General features: G+C 52.4%; 11 protein-coding genes. 3 read left to right on the forward strand and 8 right to left on the reverse strand.

The window, feature by feature from the left end; translation table 11 throughout:
• Nucleotides 1-132: 132 nt before the first annotated feature.
• The 7 genes from sslE to glcD all read right to left on the reverse strand — a co-directional run bounded on the left by sslE (nt 133) and on the right by glcD (nt 13,604).
• On the reverse strand, nt 133-4,683 hold the full coding sequence (gene sslE, locus WES_RS03690) for a lipoprotein metalloprotease SslE (RefSeq protein WP_016159804.1): 4,551 nt from the start codon (nt 4,681-4,683) through the stop codon (nt 133-135).
• A 495-nt stretch (nt 4,684-5,178) separates the two neighbouring features.
• Nucleotides 5,179-6,861 carry a glycolate permease GlcA gene (gene glcA, locus WES_RS03685; RefSeq protein WP_000259282.1) on the reverse strand — a complete coding sequence of 561 codons (1,683 nt, stop codon included), beginning with the start codon at nt 6,859-6,861 and terminating at the stop codon, nt 5,179-5,181.
• A gap of 355 nt (nt 6,862-7,216) precedes the next feature.
• Nucleotides 7,217-9,388 carry a malate synthase G gene (gene glcB, locus WES_RS03680; RefSeq protein WP_016159803.1) on the reverse strand — a complete coding sequence of 724 codons (2,172 nt, stop codon included), beginning with the start codon at nt 9,386-9,388 and terminating at the stop codon, nt 7,217-7,219.
• A 21-nt stretch (nt 9,389-9,409) separates the two neighbouring features.
• Nucleotides 9,410-9,814 (reverse strand): heme-binding protein, encoded by a 405-nt coding sequence (locus WES_RS03675; RefSeq protein WP_010348692.1) that lies wholly within the window; start codon nt 9,812-9,814, stop codon nt 9,410-9,412.
• Between the two features lie 4 nt (nt 9,815-9,818).
• Nucleotides 9,819-11,042, reverse strand: a complete 1,224-nt coding sequence (glcF, locus tag WES_RS03670) for a glycolate oxidase subunit GlcF (protein WP_001194661.1) — start codon at nt 11,040-11,042, stop codon at nt 9,819-9,821.
• Between the two features lie 10 nt (nt 11,043-11,052).
• Complete coding sequence (gene glcE, locus WES_RS03665) at nt 11,053-12,105, reverse strand: glycolate oxidase subunit GlcE (protein WP_016159802.1); 1,053 nt, start codon at nt 12,103-12,105, stop codon at nt 11,053-11,055.
• Complete coding sequence (gene glcD / locus WES_RS03660) at nt 12,105-13,604, reverse strand: glycolate oxidase subunit GlcD (protein WP_016159801.1); 1,500 nt, start codon at nt 13,602-13,604, stop codon at nt 12,105-12,107. The genes glcE and glcD overlap by 1 nt, the downstream gene beginning before the upstream one ends.
• Nucleotides 13,605-13,854: 250 nt before the next feature.
• Here glcD and glcC point away from each other — a divergent pair, with 250 nt between their 5' ends.
• Nucleotides 13,855-14,625: a transcriptional regulator GlcC gene (gene glcC / locus WES_RS03655; RefSeq protein WP_016159800.1), complete on the forward strand. Its 771-nt coding sequence runs from the start codon at nt 13,855-13,857 to the stop codon at nt 14,623-14,625.
• Nucleotides 14,626-14,695: 70 nt separating this feature from the next.
• Here the strand turns inward: glcC and yghO are convergent, their stop codons facing one another.
• Nucleotides 14,696-15,820 carry a protein YghO gene (gene yghO / locus WES_RS03650; RefSeq protein ID WP_016159799.1) on the reverse strand — a complete coding sequence of 375 codons (1,125 nt, stop codon included), beginning with the start codon at nt 15,818-15,820 and terminating at the stop codon, nt 14,696-14,698.
• Nucleotides 15,821-16,199: 379 nt separating this feature from the next.
• Here yghO and WES_RS03645 point away from each other — a divergent pair, with 379 nt between their 5' ends.
• Entirely contained in the window at nt 16,200-17,921 is a 1,722-nt protein-coding gene (locus WES_RS03645) for a fatty acyl-AMP ligase (RefSeq protein WP_016159798.1), read from the forward strand.
• Nucleotides 17,918-18,832, forward strand: a complete 915-nt coding sequence (locus tag WES_RS03640; protein WP_016159797.1) for an NAD-dependent epimerase/dehydratase family protein — start codon at nt 17,918-17,920, stop codon at nt 18,830-18,832. The genes WES_RS03645 and WES_RS03640 overlap by 4 nt, the downstream gene beginning before the upstream one ends.
• The last annotated feature ends 21 nt before the right edge of the window (nt 18,833-18,853 follow it).

The raw sequence follows: 18,853 nt of genomic DNA on the forward strand, positions 1-18,853 counted from the left end.
GGAGTCTGCCAACGCAAGTAATCGCGGCTTTCCCTGTAGCTCCGATAAGTTGGCGCATCGGGCATATGTGTTAACCCGATGCGCCTTATTTCATGCCGGATGCGGCGTAAACGCCTTATCCGGCATACAGGCTTACTCGGCAGACATCTTATGCTCGGTAACCTTGTTAATGGTTTCCGGCCCTTGCTGCGGTTTCGGCAGACCAAGCGCCGCGAGCGTGTTGTAAGCCGACTGGCTCACGCCGCCCTCGAAGCTCATCTCGCTCGCCCCCGGCAGCTGGTAAGCATTCGCGCCCGGATTCCATTTCTTAAAGAACTCCGAAAGATCCGCCTGTGCGACCCAGGAGGCGCACAGCATCAGCGTGTCGGCAGCGTTACCGTTGGATTCAGCACAATAATTCTTGCCGCCGAAGGTGTTGTCGCCAACATCATCGCCGCGTGCTTTACGGTGCATCAACTGGAACAGGTTCCAGCCTTTCATCCCTTCACGATTGCTGTAGAACTCTGGCAGCTTGCTATCTGGATACCACTTCGTGATATCAAAGTTTTTCTCTGCCCACTCCTTCAACTGTGCGTACATCAGCAGACGGTCACCCGCACCGCCACGTGCCCATGCCTGACCGTTGCTCTCGTTCAGATATTCCGGCGCAACGGTAATATCGTCAGCGACCCGGTTCATCTTGCCGAGATAGCGATCCTGCATGTACAGCGCCAGCACGTTGTTCGCTACTTCAGTTGCGCCCGGTACAGTCAGCGGCGTTTCTGCAGCGTTGTGCCCTACTTCGTGCCAGATCAGCCAGTCGTTCAGCGGCGTCGTCGGCAGCGTGGTGCTGTTCGTCGAGAAGCTGCTGTTCATTACCGGATAACCAGAGTGCGCATCACCGATGGAGATCTGCACATCGTTGGCGAAACGATGTTTATGCCCCGTCAATGCTTTATAGGTAAACATCCGGTGCTTACCGCTTTCGCCATCACGACCGTAGAAGTCATTCATCGAGCTGGCAAAGGTATCCAGATCTTTAGCGAATTCTGCTACGCCACCAGTGAAATTGCTGGCCTCAAGGTTCTTCTTCGGCGTGGTGTAGACGAAAGCGTCTGATTCCAGCTCGCCCAACGGCGCAGGGGATTTCAGATCGTTTTTCCATTTACCGTCTTTATAGAACGGCGCTTTTACCACTCCGGTAAAGGTGAAGCTGGCAGATTTATTATTCTCCTTGCTGTCGCCCTTGATATAAATCAGACCACCGTAAGGAACCGTAAACTTCACCTCACCATTGGCTTTCAGATCATAGGTTTTAGTCACTCTTGGCGGACGGTTCAGCGCGACCTCATGCTTCTCACGCCCGGTCAGGTCGTCAGCCAGCGCCACGGTGACAGTCACAGGAACGTTCGCATTGGACTTAATGGTGACCTCTTTCTGAGCCGGAGCCCACAGACCAGTAGACTGCATGTTACCCGCAAACCATTTGGTCGGATTCGAGTACAGGCTGATGGTTTCAGTAACATTCTCACCCTCTGCCGATACCGCTCCCGGATACTTCTCGACATCAACTTTGATGTTCAGATCCCACCAGGAACGCCCCAGCATCAGACGCGTCAGCGGTTTTTCCATATAGTTGAGCGGATAGCTCGGGTTCATCATGCCTGCTTTGGCAGTATTATCTCCGTAGATCATGTTGTTATCGACAAGCGATTTTTTCAGATCTGTAGAACACTGCGTGCCCTCGGTATAGGCATTGTTGGCATAGCAGTTCAGGAACTCGGTGAACGTTTTAAAGCCCAGCTCGTCATCCTTGTTGCTTTCGTAACGATATTTCGTATCGTTCCACAGCCAGACCGACATGTTCTGGTACAGACGTTCCAGATCGACGCTGCTCAGACGCTCACCTTTGCGACCATTGGTACGGAAGTAAAGCTCGTGCTGATACAGGCGCTGAATGTTGGTTCCCAAATCCGCTGCCTGTAGCATCGCTTTCGCGGTGTCGGCGCTGAGATTCAGTTGCGTATAGCGCGGAACATACATGCCCCCGGTTACCGGAACACCCGTGCCAGGACGATGTTCCAGGCAGTTGACCTCGTAGTGGTAGTCAGGATCCTTACACACCTCTAATCCAGGAAATGCCTTAAGGATTTTTGCCTTTGCCGCCTCCAGGGACTCGTTTGTTTCATGCTCTGCCTCATCAATAAAGGCATAACGCTTGACCTGTTTGCCATCGACATCTTCCAGCCAGCTGGCCACTTCCAGTTTCGGCTTGTCATCAGGCTTGTTTTCTTGCTGGTATTTCCAGATAACTTCTTTCGTTGTTTCATCAATGGTATATGGCGGTTTACCGTCGACAAACGGATAACGTTCATATACCCAGATGCCTTTTTCACGCTGCTGACGAACGCGATCCGGATACCCTTGAGGATCGTTATTCACCACCGACTTGTTCAGTGCCATTGACAGGCCTGCGGCATCAAGCAGACGAACAAAGCCAGATGCGCTCTCTTCCTTAAGGTTGCTCATCACGTTTTCCATGATCAGCACCGATCCGCCTTTGTTCAGATAGGCGATCAGATCGGTCACATCCTGCTGAGTCAGCTTCGGTTTGCTGGTGTCTGCACGCAGCGGGATTGCATAGGGATCGTTACCCACCTGAGTCACATACTCAAAGCCGTTGAGGATCAGCAGCGGCATTTTCTGCGGATCGAGATCGCCATAGCTACTTAAATGTTCAACGGAGATACCCGCAAAATCCGGATGGAAGCCGAACTCAGCACTGTTTCCTGTAACCTGACCATGACGTTTGAAATAGACGGTATCCAGGTTGGTGCCCACGGTCATGCTGGTTTTCGCGTCTGGAGTCCAGCTATTGTTAGACAGATAGCGCAACACGTTCTGCATAAAGTGCTTCATGTCATTTGAATCACCGTTACGCATACACTGACCGTTTTTATCAACACCGCCTTCCCAGCTGTAACCGTTCGGGCAACGCAGGATGCTGTTGTAGTGCGGGTTACCGATAACCATCAGTTTGCCCTCACCAACTTGCCCCAGCGAGATAAACGGCAGGTTGAAGGTGGCAGTTTCGCGTGTCACGTTCTCCGGTCGCACAATGGAAGGCGCTTCCGTAATGTACGCCAGCTCGTTTTTATCCCAGGCGCGTTTTTCGCCAAACGCCAGCCAGTAGTTTTTATCATTACGCGCCATCAGAATCGGGAATGCCGCGTTGGAGATATTCACCACCGCCTGACCACGCGCATTACCGGTGCTACCATAGAAGTTGGTAGAGTCATGGAAAACGTGGAATTTCGTCACTGATTTGTAATCTTTATCCACACCCCACAGCTTGTTGATAACGCCCTGAATCTGACCTTCGTTAATGCTGCGCGCGGTCAGCGAGAACCAGCGCGGAGAGTTACAACCGTCGGTTTTCGCACAGATTGCAGTATCGATCTCTTTGGCCTGACCCGTTTCAAACTGTTCGATAAATTCGTTAGGCAGAGTAACAACTTGATCACCTTCACCCAGCGTCGCACCGTTGGATAAAGAGAGATTGATAATCTCGTTGATCACGTTGGGATATTCAGCAAAGACCTTGCGCACATCGTCCGGAACGACACGGGTATTATTTTGTCCGGCTTTCGAATAGCGGTGGATCAGCTGATCGATATTTGCCCCGCGAACTTCATCGCCCAGTTCCGTCAGTGCAATAGTCGACTTGTTACCGCGCACTGAGCCAAGTTCAAAGGTGTCGATGCCAAAGGAGATGGTTTCCCCCCAGCTAAAGGAAAACTCGCCGTTTTCTCCGGTTACACCACGCCCTGAATTGGTGTAGTAGTTGACGCCAACCACGCCATTCCCCTGGCTATCTACCAGGCGACCTTCAGAAAGAATGATTTCCGTAGGTTGATACTGATAAAACTGTTCCGCGTTAGCCGACACGAAGGAAGCGTTCAGATCCGGCTTTGTTCCCGGCGTCGTGACGGGCACTACCGGTGAAGTATGAGTGGATGGCGCCTTATCGGTCGCGGCATTGTTTTCCACCTCTTCATTGACCAGCTTTTTGAACTCTTCCGGAGTCAGATCGATTTGCTTATACAGCGAGTCGAAGCGTTTACTCTCGATCACCGAGGAGAACGTCAGGCAAACCTGTTCTGTATCCGCCGGACAACTGTTCATGGAGGTTACCAGCGAGAGCGCATTGCTTTTCTTGTCGTCGGACTCCGCCAGTTCTTGCGAGTCCTCAAGGCTAAACGACACTTTTTCAACCGCACGCAGGCTACGCGCAGCTTCTGACTGAGTGTTGAAGGTGGCAATTGTCGTGTTACCCGCTACGCAAGTAACGTCCTCGCCAGGTGTAAAAGTAAAGCCGTCGCTGGATTCACCATTACATTTAGCACCGATTACCCGCTGGCTTCCGCCCAGGGTCAGATAACCCGTTTTCGTCGGAACAGGTTCTGGCTCCGGTTCTGGCGTTGGCTCTGGATCAGGTGTCGGGTCCGGAGTAGGTTCAGGCTCCGGCGTCGGCTCCGGGTTTGGTGTTGGATCAGGTTTCACTTCCGGCAAAGACCCTGTTCCAGAATCTACAGGCGGAGTATCGGAGGACGATCCTGAACCACCGCCATCACAACCGGCTAACAGGGTTGCGCTTAAAATAGCCGCTAAAAGCGATTTCTTATATTTAAATTTCTTATTCATTAATAACGCAAGTGACAAAATAAAGTTGAAAGATTCGTAACTGGGGAAATAATTTTATGCTTTATCTTCTCTAATAATTTCCTCCATTCTTAAGAAAACTGCATTATTGATAACGAAACAGGTGAAATTTATAAGAATATCCCCTATACGATGTCAGTCGGGGTATTTATCAAAAGATTTAACAAACAAAAAAGTAACAATTATTCACAATGTGACTATCTCAAGTTGTTGATAGTTTTAACGATTGCGATTGCAAAAGCAACAGATAGCACGGTGTTTACTCATCAAGCGAACATAATTAATACAGACTTGTTTTGCGGGACAAAAAAATAGATATTCTCACGCGCTTAATTATTTAGCGGGTTATCTGAACACAAAACATTATTGCCGCATAGATAATAAATCAGGAAATGATTTTTTAATTAATAAGACAGAATAATGTAACCAGAAAAGAATGAGGCCGGATGATATTGACGATCATCCGGCTTTGTTGACTTACGAGACTAACATTCCGGTAAACACATACGCCTGCAACAGCGTGATAATGCCAATAACGCTGGCAAAGATCAGACTGTGTTTCACAGTGTAGCGGAACAGTTCAGATTCTCGGCCCACCATGCCTGTTGCGGCGCACGCCACGGCGATAGATTGCGGAGAGATCATCTTGCCGGTCACGCCGCCGCTGGTATTTGCTGCCACCAGCAGGGTGTCAGAGACGTTGATTTGCTGCGCGGTGGTTGATTGCAGTGAACCAAACAGGGCATTCGAGGATGTGTCCGAGCCGGTAAGGAATACCCCCAGCCAGCCAAGGAACGGTGAGAAGAACGGGAACATCACGCCAGTGCCCGCCAGTACCAGCGCCAGCGTGGTAGACATGCCGGAATAGTTGGTCACGAAAGCAAATGCCAGCACCATGCCAATCGACAATATCGGCCACTTCAGGCTAATTAGCGTTTCGGCAAAGACGCCAATGCCTTTCTTGATCCCCACGCCGAGAATGAAGATAGAGATAATCGCCGCAATAAAAATAGCGGTGCCGCCAGCGGACAGCGGGTCGAATTTAAACACCGCATCCATCGGTGTCGGCTGGGCGACAATGGGTGCCGCTTTCAGTACCTGCTGATGCAAATGAGGGATCTGGAAATTAATCACCAGCGAATAAAACGCACCGCCCGGCGCAAATAACGCTTTAAATGGCTTCATCGTCCAGATGGTGACCAGCACCGTTAAGATTAAAAAGGGTGACCAGGCGCGAATGATTTGCCCCAGACTATATTCTGAAGGCACGGGACCGCCAGAAGACGGTTTATTCACCACCATCGCACCTGCGGATTGCCCCATGCTGATTGCCGTTTCGGTATTTTTCGGTCGCCAGACTTTAAGGAATAAAGAAAGTGAGACGATACTCACCAGCGCCGAAGTAATATCCGGCAGTTCAGGACCAATGTAGTTAGAGGTAAAGAACTGGGTAACCGCAAAGCTACCACCCGCAACCAGCGCCGCTGGCCACGTCTCTTTCACCCCTTTCCAGCCGTCCATCATCGCCACCAGCCAGAACGGTACAAGAACTGACAAGAACGGCAACTGACGTCCCGCCATTGCACCGATGTCGAACGGATCGATTCCCGTTACCTGACCGGCGACCAGAATCGGCACGCCCAATGCACCAAACGCCACCGGCGCAGTGTTGGCAATCAGGCACAGCCCCGCCGCATATAACGGTTTGAAGCCCAGCCCCACCAGCAACGCCCCCGTAATCGCCACCGGTGCACCAAAGCCAGCCGCCCCCTCCAGCAGCGCGCCAAAGGAAAAACCAATCAGTAGTACCTGCAAACGTTGATCGTCGGTGATGGAGATAACCGAGCTGCGGATAATATCAAACTGCCCGCTGGCAACGGTTAATTTATAGAGGAATACCGCTGCGACAATAATCCACGCAATCGGCCATAAGCCATAAATAAAGCCATATCCCGCAGCAGCAAATGCCATATCAATCGGCATTTTAAAGGCGAATATCGCAATCAATATCGATAATATAAGGGTTATTGCTCCGGCGACATGTCCTTTCAGACGTAATACCGCGAGTGCAACGAAGAAGAATATTATCGGGATCAAGGCGACCAGAGCGGATAGCCCCAGTCCTCCCATCGGCATATACATTTGGGTCCAGGTAACCATATTGTTCAGTCTCTTATTATCTTTATATGCTTGATATACTTAAGGTTGTAATAAGCAAAAGAGGACTGAACTGTAAAATATAGGGGTTATACTTTACAGCAACAGCACGCCGCTAACGCAATTGCTACCTCTGGCATAACAAGTATATCGGGTAAGGGTTTCTGTTCCGCACACGCAGGTGCAGAGTATCGTTAAGATGTCCATATTGTTGTTTTAATCCCGCTAGTGATGCGCTACGGGTATTTAATATTGTTAAACCCTGATAATCGCTCCGGTTATTTCCGGGATAAATGTACTACCGCAGTAACTATAATAGCCCCGACAATAAAACTTGCCGGGGCTTTTGCTATTGCTATTAATGACTTTCTTTTTCGCGTAAACGCCAGGCGTGTAATAACGGTTCGGTATAACCGTTTGGCTGTTTCACGCCGAGGAAGATTAAATCGCTGGCAGCTTTAAACGCACACGAATTAGCGAAATTCCCCACCATCGGACGATACGCCGGATCGCCAGCGTTTTGCTGATCCACCACTTTCGCCATATTCTCCAGCGACGCCTGCACCTGTTCTTTAGTCAGAATACCGTGACGTAACCAGTTGGCGATATGCTGGCTGGAGATGCGCAGCGTTGCACGGTCTTCCATCAGCGCCACGTTGTGAATATCCGGTACTTTTGAACAACCAATCCCCTGCTCGACCCAACGCACCACGTACCCCAGAATCCCCTGCACGTTGTTATCCAGCTCTTGTTGGATCTCTTGCGCCGACCAGTTAGCGTTTTCAGCAACCGGAATGGTCAGCAGATCGTCCAGCAGCGGTTCAAATTCAGCATTGAACTCTGTGTTGGCAATGTTGGCTTGCACGCTCTGTACGTTGGTTTGATGGTAGTGTAGCGCATGGAGCGTAGCGGCGGTCGGCGACGGAACCCAGGCTGTGTTCGCCCCGGCACGCAGCTGATCGCCCTTCTGGCTGTACATGTCTGCCATCAGATCCGGCATTGCCCACATACCTTTACCGATTTGCGCTTTGCCACGCAGCCCGCAGAACAGACCAGACAGCACGTTATTACGTTCGTAGGCTTTGATCCACGGCGTCGATTTCATCTGGTTTTTACGCAACATCGGCCCCGCTTCCATCACCGAATGCATCTCATCACCGGTACGGTCGAGGAAGCCGGTGTTGATGAACGCCACGCGGTTGCGCGCCTGGGCGATACAGCTACGTAAGTTTAGCGAGGTTCGGCGTTCTTCATCCATAATGCCCATTTTCAGGGTATTCGGTGCCATGCCGAGCATCGTCTCAATGCGGGTAAACAGTTTGTTGGCGAACGCCACTTCCTGCGGACCATGCATTTTCGGTTTCACAATATAGACGCTGCCGGTACGCGAGTTTTTCTGCACTTTTAAATCGTAGAGGGCAATCGCGCCAGTCATGACGCCATCAAGAATACCTTCCGGAATTTCATTGCCTTCGCTGTCCCAAATCACGGGAATGGTCATCAAATGACCCACGTTACGGATAAACAGCAGCGAGCGCCCGTGCAGAGAAATTTCAGAGCCATCGGCGGCGGTGTAATGACGATCGTCATTCAGTTTACGCACGATTTGCCGACCGTTTTTCTCCATCTTCTCTTGCAGAGTGCCCTGCATCAGCCCCAGCAGGTTGCGGTACAGCAGGATTTTATCTTCCGCATCAACCGCAGCGACCGAATCTTCGCAGTCGAGAATGGTACTGATGGCAGCTTCGACGATAACATCGTTGATGTGCGCCGGATCGTCTTTGCCAATCCGCCCGTTGGCATCGATTTGCAGCTCGATATGCAAACCGTTATTTTTCAGCAAAATGCAGCCCGGCGCAGCGGCATCACCACGATAACCGACAAACTGCGCCGGGGTACGTAACGTGGTTTCCGTGCCATTTTTCAACTGGATACGTAATTGTTTATCGACCACGCTAAACGCCACCGCATCCTGATAGCTGCCATTTTCCAGCGGCAGTGATTCGTCGAGAAAACGCCGAACCCAGGCGATAACCTGCTCGCCGCGCTGCGGATCGTAGCCGCTGACCATCGCCCCTTCCTGCGGGATGATGTCGCTGCCGTACAGCGCGTCGTACAGCGACCCCCAGCGGGCGTTCGCCGCGTTCAGCGCATAGCGGGCGTTCATTGCCGGAACCACCAGCTGTGGCCCCGCCTGACTGGTGATTTCACTGTCGATGCCCGTGGTTTCCACCGTCACGTGCTCCGGTTGCGGCACCAAGTAGCCCAGTTCACGCAGGAAAGATTTATAGGCCGCTTTGTCTTTTACCGGCCCTGGATTGCAGCGATGCCACTCGTCGAGCGCCGCCTGAATGCGATCGCGTTCTGCCAGCAACTGACGATTTTCTGGCGCCAGATCGTGAACGATCTCATCAAAATTGCGCCAGAACGCGGCAGCATCCAGTTCCACGCCCGGTAAAACTTCTTCATCCACAAAACGTTTAAAATTGGCGTCAATGCGTAAACGGCCCTGGGTTATGGTCTCACTCATTATTTATCTCCTCGTTTTCGCTTATTTCGCCAACACCGCTGCTGCCGCTTTCGCGACCTGCGCATCCTGTGCTCCGGTTAAACCAGAAACGCCCACGGCACCAATAACTTGCCCATCAACAACAACCGGTACGCCGCCTTCCAGCGACGTCAGTAACGGTGCCGTCACAAACGCGGTACGTCCGTTGTTCACCATCTCTTCATAGCCCTTAGTTTCACGACGCCCCAGCGCGGCGGTACGCGCTTTCTCCTGGGAGATGTAAGCCGCAATTGGCGCGCAATCATCCATGCGGCTTAACGCCAGCAGATGACCGCCGTCATCTGCAACAGCAATGGAAACAGACCAGTTATTTTTCTGCGCCTCTTCCTGACCTGCGGCAATAATTGCACTCGCCATTTGCTGGCTAAGAATGACTTTAGTTTTCATTTTGTTATTCCTTTTCAAGGGCTTGTTCTACAATTTCAATCCAGTGACGCACAGAGGTACGACCGGCGCTCGCCAGATGCGTCTGGCAACCAATGTTGGCGGTGACGATCATTTCCGGTTTGCCGCTTTCCAGCGCATTCATTTTGTTATCCCGTAGCTGGCGTGCCAGATCGGGATGCGTTAACGCATATGTTCCCGCCGACCCGCAGCACAGATGGCTGTCGGGAACGTCGGTTAAGGTAAATCCCAGGCGCAGTAATACTTTTTCCACTTCGCCGTTCAGCTTTTGCGCATGTTGCAGAGTACACGGGCAGTGGAAGGCCAGTTTTTTATCGCCGCGAATTGCCAGTTTTTCCAGCGGTTCCTCGCGCAACAGTTCGACTAAATCGACCGCCAGTTCACTGACCTGACGCGCTTTATCGGCATACAGCGCATCGTTTTTAAGCATCTGCCCATACTCTTTGACGAACGCGCCACAGCCGCTGGCAGTCTGCAAAATAGCCTCGGCACCCGCTTCAATCGCAGGCCACCAGGCATCAATGTTATTTCGCGCGCGCGCTAAGCCCTTTTCCTGCGCATTAAGATGATAGTCCACCGCGCCACAACAGCCTGCTTCGTTAGCTGGCATGACGCTGATCCCCAGACGATCCAGCACTCGCGCAGTTGCCGCGTTGGTGTTGGGCGAAAGCGTAGGCTGGGCGCAGCCTTCCAGCATTAAAACCCGACGCTTATGGCGCAGCGGCGGACGCGGTTTAGCTTTCACCGTTTCAGCAGGCAGTTTTGCTCTGACCTGTTCCGGTAAAAACGGTCGCAGCACCAGCCCTACCTGCGTCAGCGCACGGAAGACCGCCGGACGCGGCACTACCTGGCGCAATCCTTCGCGCAGTATTCGCTCCGGCAGTGGGCGTTTCACTTTCTGCTCGACAATATCACGCCCGATATCCAGCAAATTGTGATAGCGCACACCAGAAGGACAGGTGGTTTCACAATTGCGGCAAGTGAGGCAGCGATCGAGATGCTCCTGCGTTTTAAGCGTGACTTCGTTGCCTTCCAGCACCTGTTTAATCAGATAGATGCGCCCGCGCGGCCCGTCCAGTTCATCGCCCAGGAGCTGATAGGTTGGGCAGGTTGCGGTACAAAATCCGCAGTGAACACAGGCGCGCAGGATGCTGTCGGCTTCCAGCGCGCGCGCGTTCTGCCGCATCTCTTCGGTTAATTGGGTTTGCATAGCCTGCTCCTTAAAGTTCCGCGTACATGCGACCGGGGTTAAACACGCCGCAAGGGTCGAGCTGCTGTTTAAGCTGCTGGTGATAGCGGAATAAAGGAGCCGATAGCGGGGCAAAGCCACCATCTCCGGCACTAAAGCGGGTCGCATGACCGCCGGCGTTGCGGGCGATGCGGTGGATTTGATTGTCATCGGCTGTCGATTTCAGCCAGCGTAACGCGCCGCCCCAGTCGATCAGTTGCTCGCCGGGTAAATCCATCATCGGCGCATCGGTGGGTAAGGAAATGCGCCATAAAGTGCCCGGTAATGAGAAGAACGGCAATTGTTGTTCGCGCAATTGCTGCCAGAACTGACCAGCGACCTCTTCGCCACCCAGCAGTTCACGCGCTGCTTTTACCGATCCTTCACCGCCTTCAAGGCGGAGCCACAAGGCGTTGTCGAAATAACATAAGCCGCTAATGGGAAGTGGCTGGAGTTGCCACTGGGCGATTTCACTCATGGCTTCTTGCAGGCTGATTTCCCGCCGCAGACTCAAGGTGGCACGCGGTCGCGGTAACACTTTCATCGAGATTTCAGTGAGTACACCAAGACAGCCGTAGCTTCCGGCCATTAACCGCGAGAGATCGTATCCGGCGACGTTTTTCATCACTTCGCCGCCAAAGCGCAGATGTTTTCCAGTGCCGGTAATGATGCGCGTACCGAGGACAAAATCGCGTACCGATCCGCTCCACGGGCGACGCGGCCCCGCCAGCCCGCAGGCAACCATTCCGCCCCAGGTGGCTTCTTCACCATAATGCGGCGGCTCGCAGGGAAGCATTTGCCCGGCGCTCTCCAGCGCCGCTTCAATCGCCACCAGCGGCGTTCCGGCGCGAGCGGTAATCACCAGTTCGGTCGGGTCGTAATTAACAATGCCGCGATGACAACGCACATCCAGCGTTTGCCCGGTGACAGGGCGACCTAAAAAGGCTTTGCTATTGCTTCCCTGAATTACCAGCGGCGTTTTATCGCTAATCGCCTGATTCACCTGCTCCAGTAGCACCTGGCTGTAATCACACTCGCGTAGCATCAGAAACGCTCCAGTTCAGGGAAAGGTAAATGACCGTGATGCACGTGCATGGCACCAAATTCAGCGCAGCGGTGTAGCGTGGGGATGTTTTTCCCCGGGTTCAGCAAACCATCAGGGTCAAACGCCGCCTTGACCGCATGGAAGGTCGTGATTTCATCGCTGTTGAACTGGGCGCACATTTGATTGATTTTTTCGCGCCCGATGCCATGTTCCCCACTGATGCTGCCGCCCACTTCAACGCAAAGTTCGAGGATCTTCCCACCCAACTCTTCCGCACGGGCAAATTCACCGGGTTCGTTGGCATCGAAAAGGATTAACGGGTGCATGTTGCCGTCTCCGGCATGAAAGACGTTGGCGACGCGTAAATCATATTGCTGCGATAAACGGGCAATGCCTTCCAGTACGCCAGGCAGCGCACGGCGCGGAATGGTGCCGTCCATACAGTAGTAATCCGGGGAGATACGTCCCACCGCCGGGAAGGCGTTTTTGCGACCGGCCCAGAAACGCACACGCTCCGCTTCGTCCTGTGCCAGACGGACGTCAGTCGCGCCCGCTTTCAGTAAGATGTCGTTAACCCGCTCGCAGTCTTCCTGAACGTCAGACTCCACGCCGTCCAGCTCGCACAACAAAATCGCTTCGGCATCGACGGGATAACCAGCATGAATAAAATCTTCCGCCGCGCGGATCGACAGGTTATCCATCATCTCCAGCCCACCGGGGATAATGCCATTAGCGATGATGTCACCGACGGCGAGTCCGGCTTTTTCTACCGAGTCAAAGCTGGCTAACAGAACCCGTGCCACGGGGGGCTTCGGCAGCAGTTTTACCGTCACTTCGGTGGTCACGCCGAGCATACCTTCCGATCCGGTGAACAGCGCCAGCAGGTCAAAACCAGGCGAATCCAGCGCGTCCGATCCCAACGTCAGCGCCTCGCCGTCCAGCGTTTGCACTTCGATTTTCAGCAGGTTATGTACGGTCAGACCATATTTCAGGCAGTGGACGCCTCCGGCGTTTTCCGCCACGTTGCCGCCAATAGAACAGGCGATTTGCGAGGAGGGATCCGGTGCGTAATAGAGATTATGCGGCGCTACGGCCTGGGAAATCGCCAGGTTACGTACGCCCGGCTGCACGCGCGCGCGGCGACCGACGGGGTTAATGTCGAGGATCTCTTTAAAGCGTGCCATCACCAACAACACACCTTTTTCCAGCGGCAGCGCGCCACCAGAAAGCCCGGTGCCTGCACCACGGGTCACCACCGGTATACGCAGGCGGTGGCAGACAGCCAGAATCGCTGTCACCTGTTCCATCTGCTTAGGCAGAACAACCAGTAATGGACGCGTGCGATACGCGCTCAACCCGTCACACTCGTAAGGAATGATCTCCTCATCGGTATGCAGGATCTCGAGTCCAGGGACATGCTCACGCAGTGCCATCAGTACCGATGTGCGGTCGACATCGGGTAAAGCGCCATCAAGACGCTCTTCGTACAAGATGCTCATGAGTAGGCTTCGCTTTGTTGTGTTGTGTGGCAGCTGATTTTTGCGCGCTGCTTCTGTGAACAGTTATTAAGCGGGCTTTTTGTTTTCGTCTATCTCTTTAGCTACCGGTCAGACCATTTTTTTTCCAGCTCTGTGACCTTGCTTCGGTTAACTTAATGTTAAATTGATGTAACATAATCACTTACGTGATGTACGTGTTTTGCAAATTAAGAACAGAAAAATTGGTCCTACCTGTGCACGAGGTCCGGCAATGAAAGATGAGCGTCGCCCTATTTGCGAAGTGGTTGCAGAGAGTATCGAACGGTTGATTATCGACGGCGTGTTGAAAGTTGGGCAGCCGCTTCCTTCAGAGCGCCGACTGTGTGAAAAGCTCGGCTTCTCACGCTCCGCACTGCGTGAAGGACTGACCGTGCTGCGCGGGCGCGGGATTATTGAAACGGCGCAGGGGCGTGATTCCCGTGTGGCTCGTCTTGATCGGGTGCAGGACACCAGCCCGCTAATCCATCTGTTCAGTACGCAGCCGCGAACGCTGTACGATCTGCTCGACGTTCGCGCACTGCTGGAAGGTGAATCGGCAAGGCTGGCGGCAACGCTGGGAACCCAGGCTGATTTTGTCTTGATTACTCGCTGTTATGAAAAAATGCTCGCCGCCAGTGAGAACAACAAAGAGATTTCGCTGATCGAACATGCGCAGTTGGATCACGCTTTTCATCGGACGATTTGTCAGGCTTCCCACAATCAGGTGCTGGTGTTTACTCTGCAATCATTGACCGACCTGATGTTTAATTCGGTGTTTGCCAGCGTGAATAATCTCTACCATCGACCACAGCAGAAGAAACAGATCGATCGCCAACATGCGCGGATCTATAACGCGGTTTTGCAGCGGCTGCCGCACGTCGCCCAGCGCGCCGCCCGCGATCACGTGATGACCGTAAAAAAGAATCTCCACGATATCGAGCTGGAAGGCCACCACTTGATTCGCTCGGCGGTGCCGCTGGAGATGAATCTGGGGGGAATGTGAGCCGAGTTTTCGCCCTCACCCTCTTCCCCTGGGGCGAGGGGACCGCCCCTGCGCTTAATAGGATCTGGTATTAAATGTGCTTTTCATACAATCGGTAACGTTTATACGGCTCCGCCCCAATGCGTTCCAGCATGTTATTCATGCCTGTATTGGTTTCGAGGATCCATGACATCTCCAGCGCATCAATCTTCCTGCGAGCAAACGGATCGCGTAATGCTTCAATCAGCAGCAGCGCGATCACCGGGCCAATGCGGCTAAACTGATACTCGTCACGTACCCCCATCAGCGGCACTCGCGCAGTTCGCACACCGCTGACTTTTAAGCGCCACAGCAATTTTGCCCAGCCGAAGGGAAAGAGCGATCCATTCAGATCGGCAATCGCTTCGTTGATGTTCGGTAAGCCGACAATAAACGCACAGGGTGCAGAATCAATCTCGGCGATGTAGATCATATCGTCCGGCACCAGGTACTTAAGCTGATCGCCCATGGTCGCGAACTCATGTTCGGTAAACGGCACAAATCCCCAGTTGTGCTGCCAGCCAGAGTTGAAAATCTCACGCAGAACCTGCATTTCTTCGGCAAACCGCTGGCGATTGATGCAGCGAATGGTCACCTTTTTGCGTACCTGATCCATCAGTTTTTTTAGCGCCGGAGAGAAAGTAAGATCGGTTCGCTGCATCCACCACGCCAGTAGATCAATGCCTTTGTGATAACCCAATTGCTCCAGATGTGCGGCATACCACGGTTTACCGTGCGGCATCATCGCGCATGGCGGTGTATCGAAACCCTCAATCAGTAATCCGCTTTCCTGATTGATATTCAGACTGAAAGGTCCGCTGATGTTGCGCGCGCCTTGTGACTTCAACCACGCTTCCGCTGCGCCAAATAAAGCGGCAAAAACCTGCGGATCATCAATGGCGTCAATCATACCGAAATGACCGGTATCTTCGCCGTATCGCTCGCGGTGCAAAGTATCGATTTGCGCGGTAATGCGCCCGACTATCTGCCCCGCTTTTTTTGCCACCCACGCCTGCCAGATAATATGCTCCGTCCCCGGATTCTTCCTGGACAAATGCTCGCTGCGTTCAATGAACAAAGGAGGGATCCAGTTTGGATCATCGGGATAAAGTGATGACGGAAAAGCGATAAATGCCTTAAGGTCATTTTTATTAATTACTTTTTCAATTTTAATCATCAGCAGACCGCATTCCCTGGCTCAGTGGCTAACAAATAATTAACGGAGGGAATACGGGCATAAACCGAGACATTCGGCACCTTAATAATCCATCCGATGAATATAAAATACTGCTTTTAATTATTGCGATAAAACCATCACCTACATTATCTGAAAAAATATTAATCGTTAGTGCTTAATGCGACCAGACAGGCCACTTACTTAATACATTCACAAATCAAATATTATTCACAATAAAAACAAAAAAGTTAAAATCATTATTTAAATCAATGTTCAATATCGCACCCGTGAAAATACTATCTCATTTATCTTTTATGCATATATAATCCACCGCATTATTGTCATTTTATTTTTGATATCCAATTTTCTCGTGGTGTATATGTCTAATAAAATTTTTACGCATTCCCTGCCTATGCGCTATGCCGATTTTCCAACGCTGGTTGATGCTTTGGATTATGCCGCTCTGGGTAGCGCCGGAATGAATTTTTATGACAGACGTTGCCAGCTTGAAGATGAACTGGAATATCACAATTTAAAAGCACATGCCGAAGCAGGCGCAAAGCGGTTGTTATCGCTAAATTTGAAAAAAGGCGATCGCGTGGCGCTGATTGCCGAAACCAGTAGCGGGTTTGTTGAAGCATTTTTTGCCTGCCAGTATGCCGGGTTAGTCGCCGTCCCGTTGGCGATTCCGATGGGGGTCGGTCAACGAGATTCCTGGAGCGCCAAATTGCAGGGCTTACTGGCAAGCTGTCAGCCAGCCGCGATTATCACCGGCGATGAGTGGTTACCGCTGGTCAATGCCGCGACGCATGACAACCCCGAGCTGCATGTGTTAAGCCATGCCTGGTTTAAATCCTTGCCGGAAGCCGACGTTACGCTCCAGCATCCCGTTCCAGACGATATAGCCTACCTCCAGTACACCTCCGGCAGCACCCGTTTTCCCCGTGGCGTCATCATTACTCATCGCGAAGTAATGGCAAATCTACGTGCCATCAGTCATGACGGCATTAAATTACGTCCGGGCGATCGCTGCGTCTCCTGGCTGCCTTTCTATCATGATATGGGGCTGGTCGGTTTTCTCCTGACACCTGTCGCCACGCAGCTTTCAGTGGATTACTTGCGCACTCAGGATTTCGCCATGCGCCCGCTGCAATGGCTTAAATTGATCAGTAAAAATCACGGCACCGTTTCCGTTGCGCCACCGTTTGGCTATGAACTGTGCCAGCGCCGGGTGAATGAAAAAGATCTCGCTGAACTGGATCTCTCCTGCTGGCGCGTCGCCGGTATTGGCGCTGAGCCAATCTCCGCAGAACAACTCCATCAATTTGCTGAATGTTTCCGTCAGGCTAACTTTGACGATAAAACTTTCATGCCATGCTACGGGCTGGCAGAGAACGCGCTTGCCGTCAGTTTTTCTGACGAAGCCTCCGGCGTTGTAGTTAACGAAGTAGATCGCGACATCCTAGAATATCAGGGTAAAGCCGTCGCACCGAACACAGGAACGCGCGCTGTATCGACTTTCGTCAACTGCGGTAAAGCATTGCCGGAACATGGTATTGAAATCCGTAATGAAGCAGGTATTCCAGTCACGGAACGTGTGGTAGGTCATATTTGCATCTCCGGCCCCAGCCTGATGAGTGGTTACTTTGGCGACCTGGCTTCGCAAGACGAGATTGCCGCGACGGGTTGGTTAGATACTGGCGATCTCGGCTATCTGCTGGACGGTTATCTGTATGTCACCGGACGCATTAAAGATCTGATTATTATTCGTGGGCGCAATATCTGGCCGCAGGATATTGAGTACCTGGCGGAGCAGGAGCCGGAAATTCACTCCGGCGATGCCATTGCTTTTGTTACCGCCCAGGAAAAAATCATTTTGCAGATCCAGTGTCGGATTAGTGACGAAGAACGTCGCAGGCAGCTTATCCACTCGCTGGCGGCGCGGATACAAAGCGAGTTTGGCGTGACAGCGGCTATCGATCTGTTACCGCCCCACAGTATTCCCCGCACCTCTTCCGGCAAGCCCGCCCGTGCGGAAGCGAAAAAACGTTATCAGAAGGCCGTCGCCGCTAATCCCGCTGTGCAGGAATCTCTCGTATGAACCAAATAGTCGCGGTGACGGGTGCTACCGGGTTTATTGGTAAATATATTATCGATAACCTGCTCATTCGCGGCTTTCATGTTCGCGCGTTGACGCGTACTGCCCGCGCTCACGTCAGCGATAATCTCATCTGGGTGCGCGGTTCGCTGGAAGATACGCATTCGCTTAGCGAGCTGGTTGCCGGTGCCAGTGCGGTGGTTCATTGTGCCGGGCAAGTGCGCGGGCACAAAGAAGATGTCTTTACCCGCTGTAACGTTGACGGCAGTCTGCGTCTGATGCAGGCGGCAAAAGAGAGCGGCTTTTGCCAACGTTTTCTGTTTATCTCTTCGCTGGCGGCGCGCCATCCTGAACTCTCCTGGTATGCAAACTCCAAACACGTCGCCGAACAACGGCTGGCTGCGATGGCTGACGAAATTACGCTGGGCGTTTTTCGCCCGACGGCAGTCTATGGCCCCGGCGATAAAGAGCTAAAACCACTGTTTGACTGGATGCTGCGCGGTTTGCTGCCACGGCTTGGCGCACCAGAAACACGGCTCTCTTTTCTGCACGTTACCGATTTCGCGCAAGCTGTGAGTCAGTGGTTAAGCGCCGAAACTGTACCAACGCAAACATATGAATTATGCGATGGCGTCTCCGGAGGCTATGACTGGCAACGCGTACAACAGCTTGCTGCCGCCGCCCGTCGTGGTTCCGTACGGATGGTCGGCATTCCTCTACCGTTGCTCACATGCCTTGCGGATATCAGCACAACATTAAGTCGTCTGTCTGGTAAAGAGCCAATGCTGACGCGCTCAAAAATTCGTGAATTAACCCATGCCGACTGGTCGGCAAGTAATAACCGTATTTCTGAAGATATTAACTGGTTTCCCGGGATTAGCCTGGAACACGCATTACGCAACGGGCTATTTTGATTGTCTTGTTTAAAGGTGTGT

The organism is Escherichia sp. KTE31, from assembly GCF_000407925.1.
GTDB classification, from domain to species: domain Bacteria; phylum Pseudomonadota; class Gammaproteobacteria; order Enterobacterales; family Enterobacteriaceae; genus Escherichia; species Escherichia ruysiae.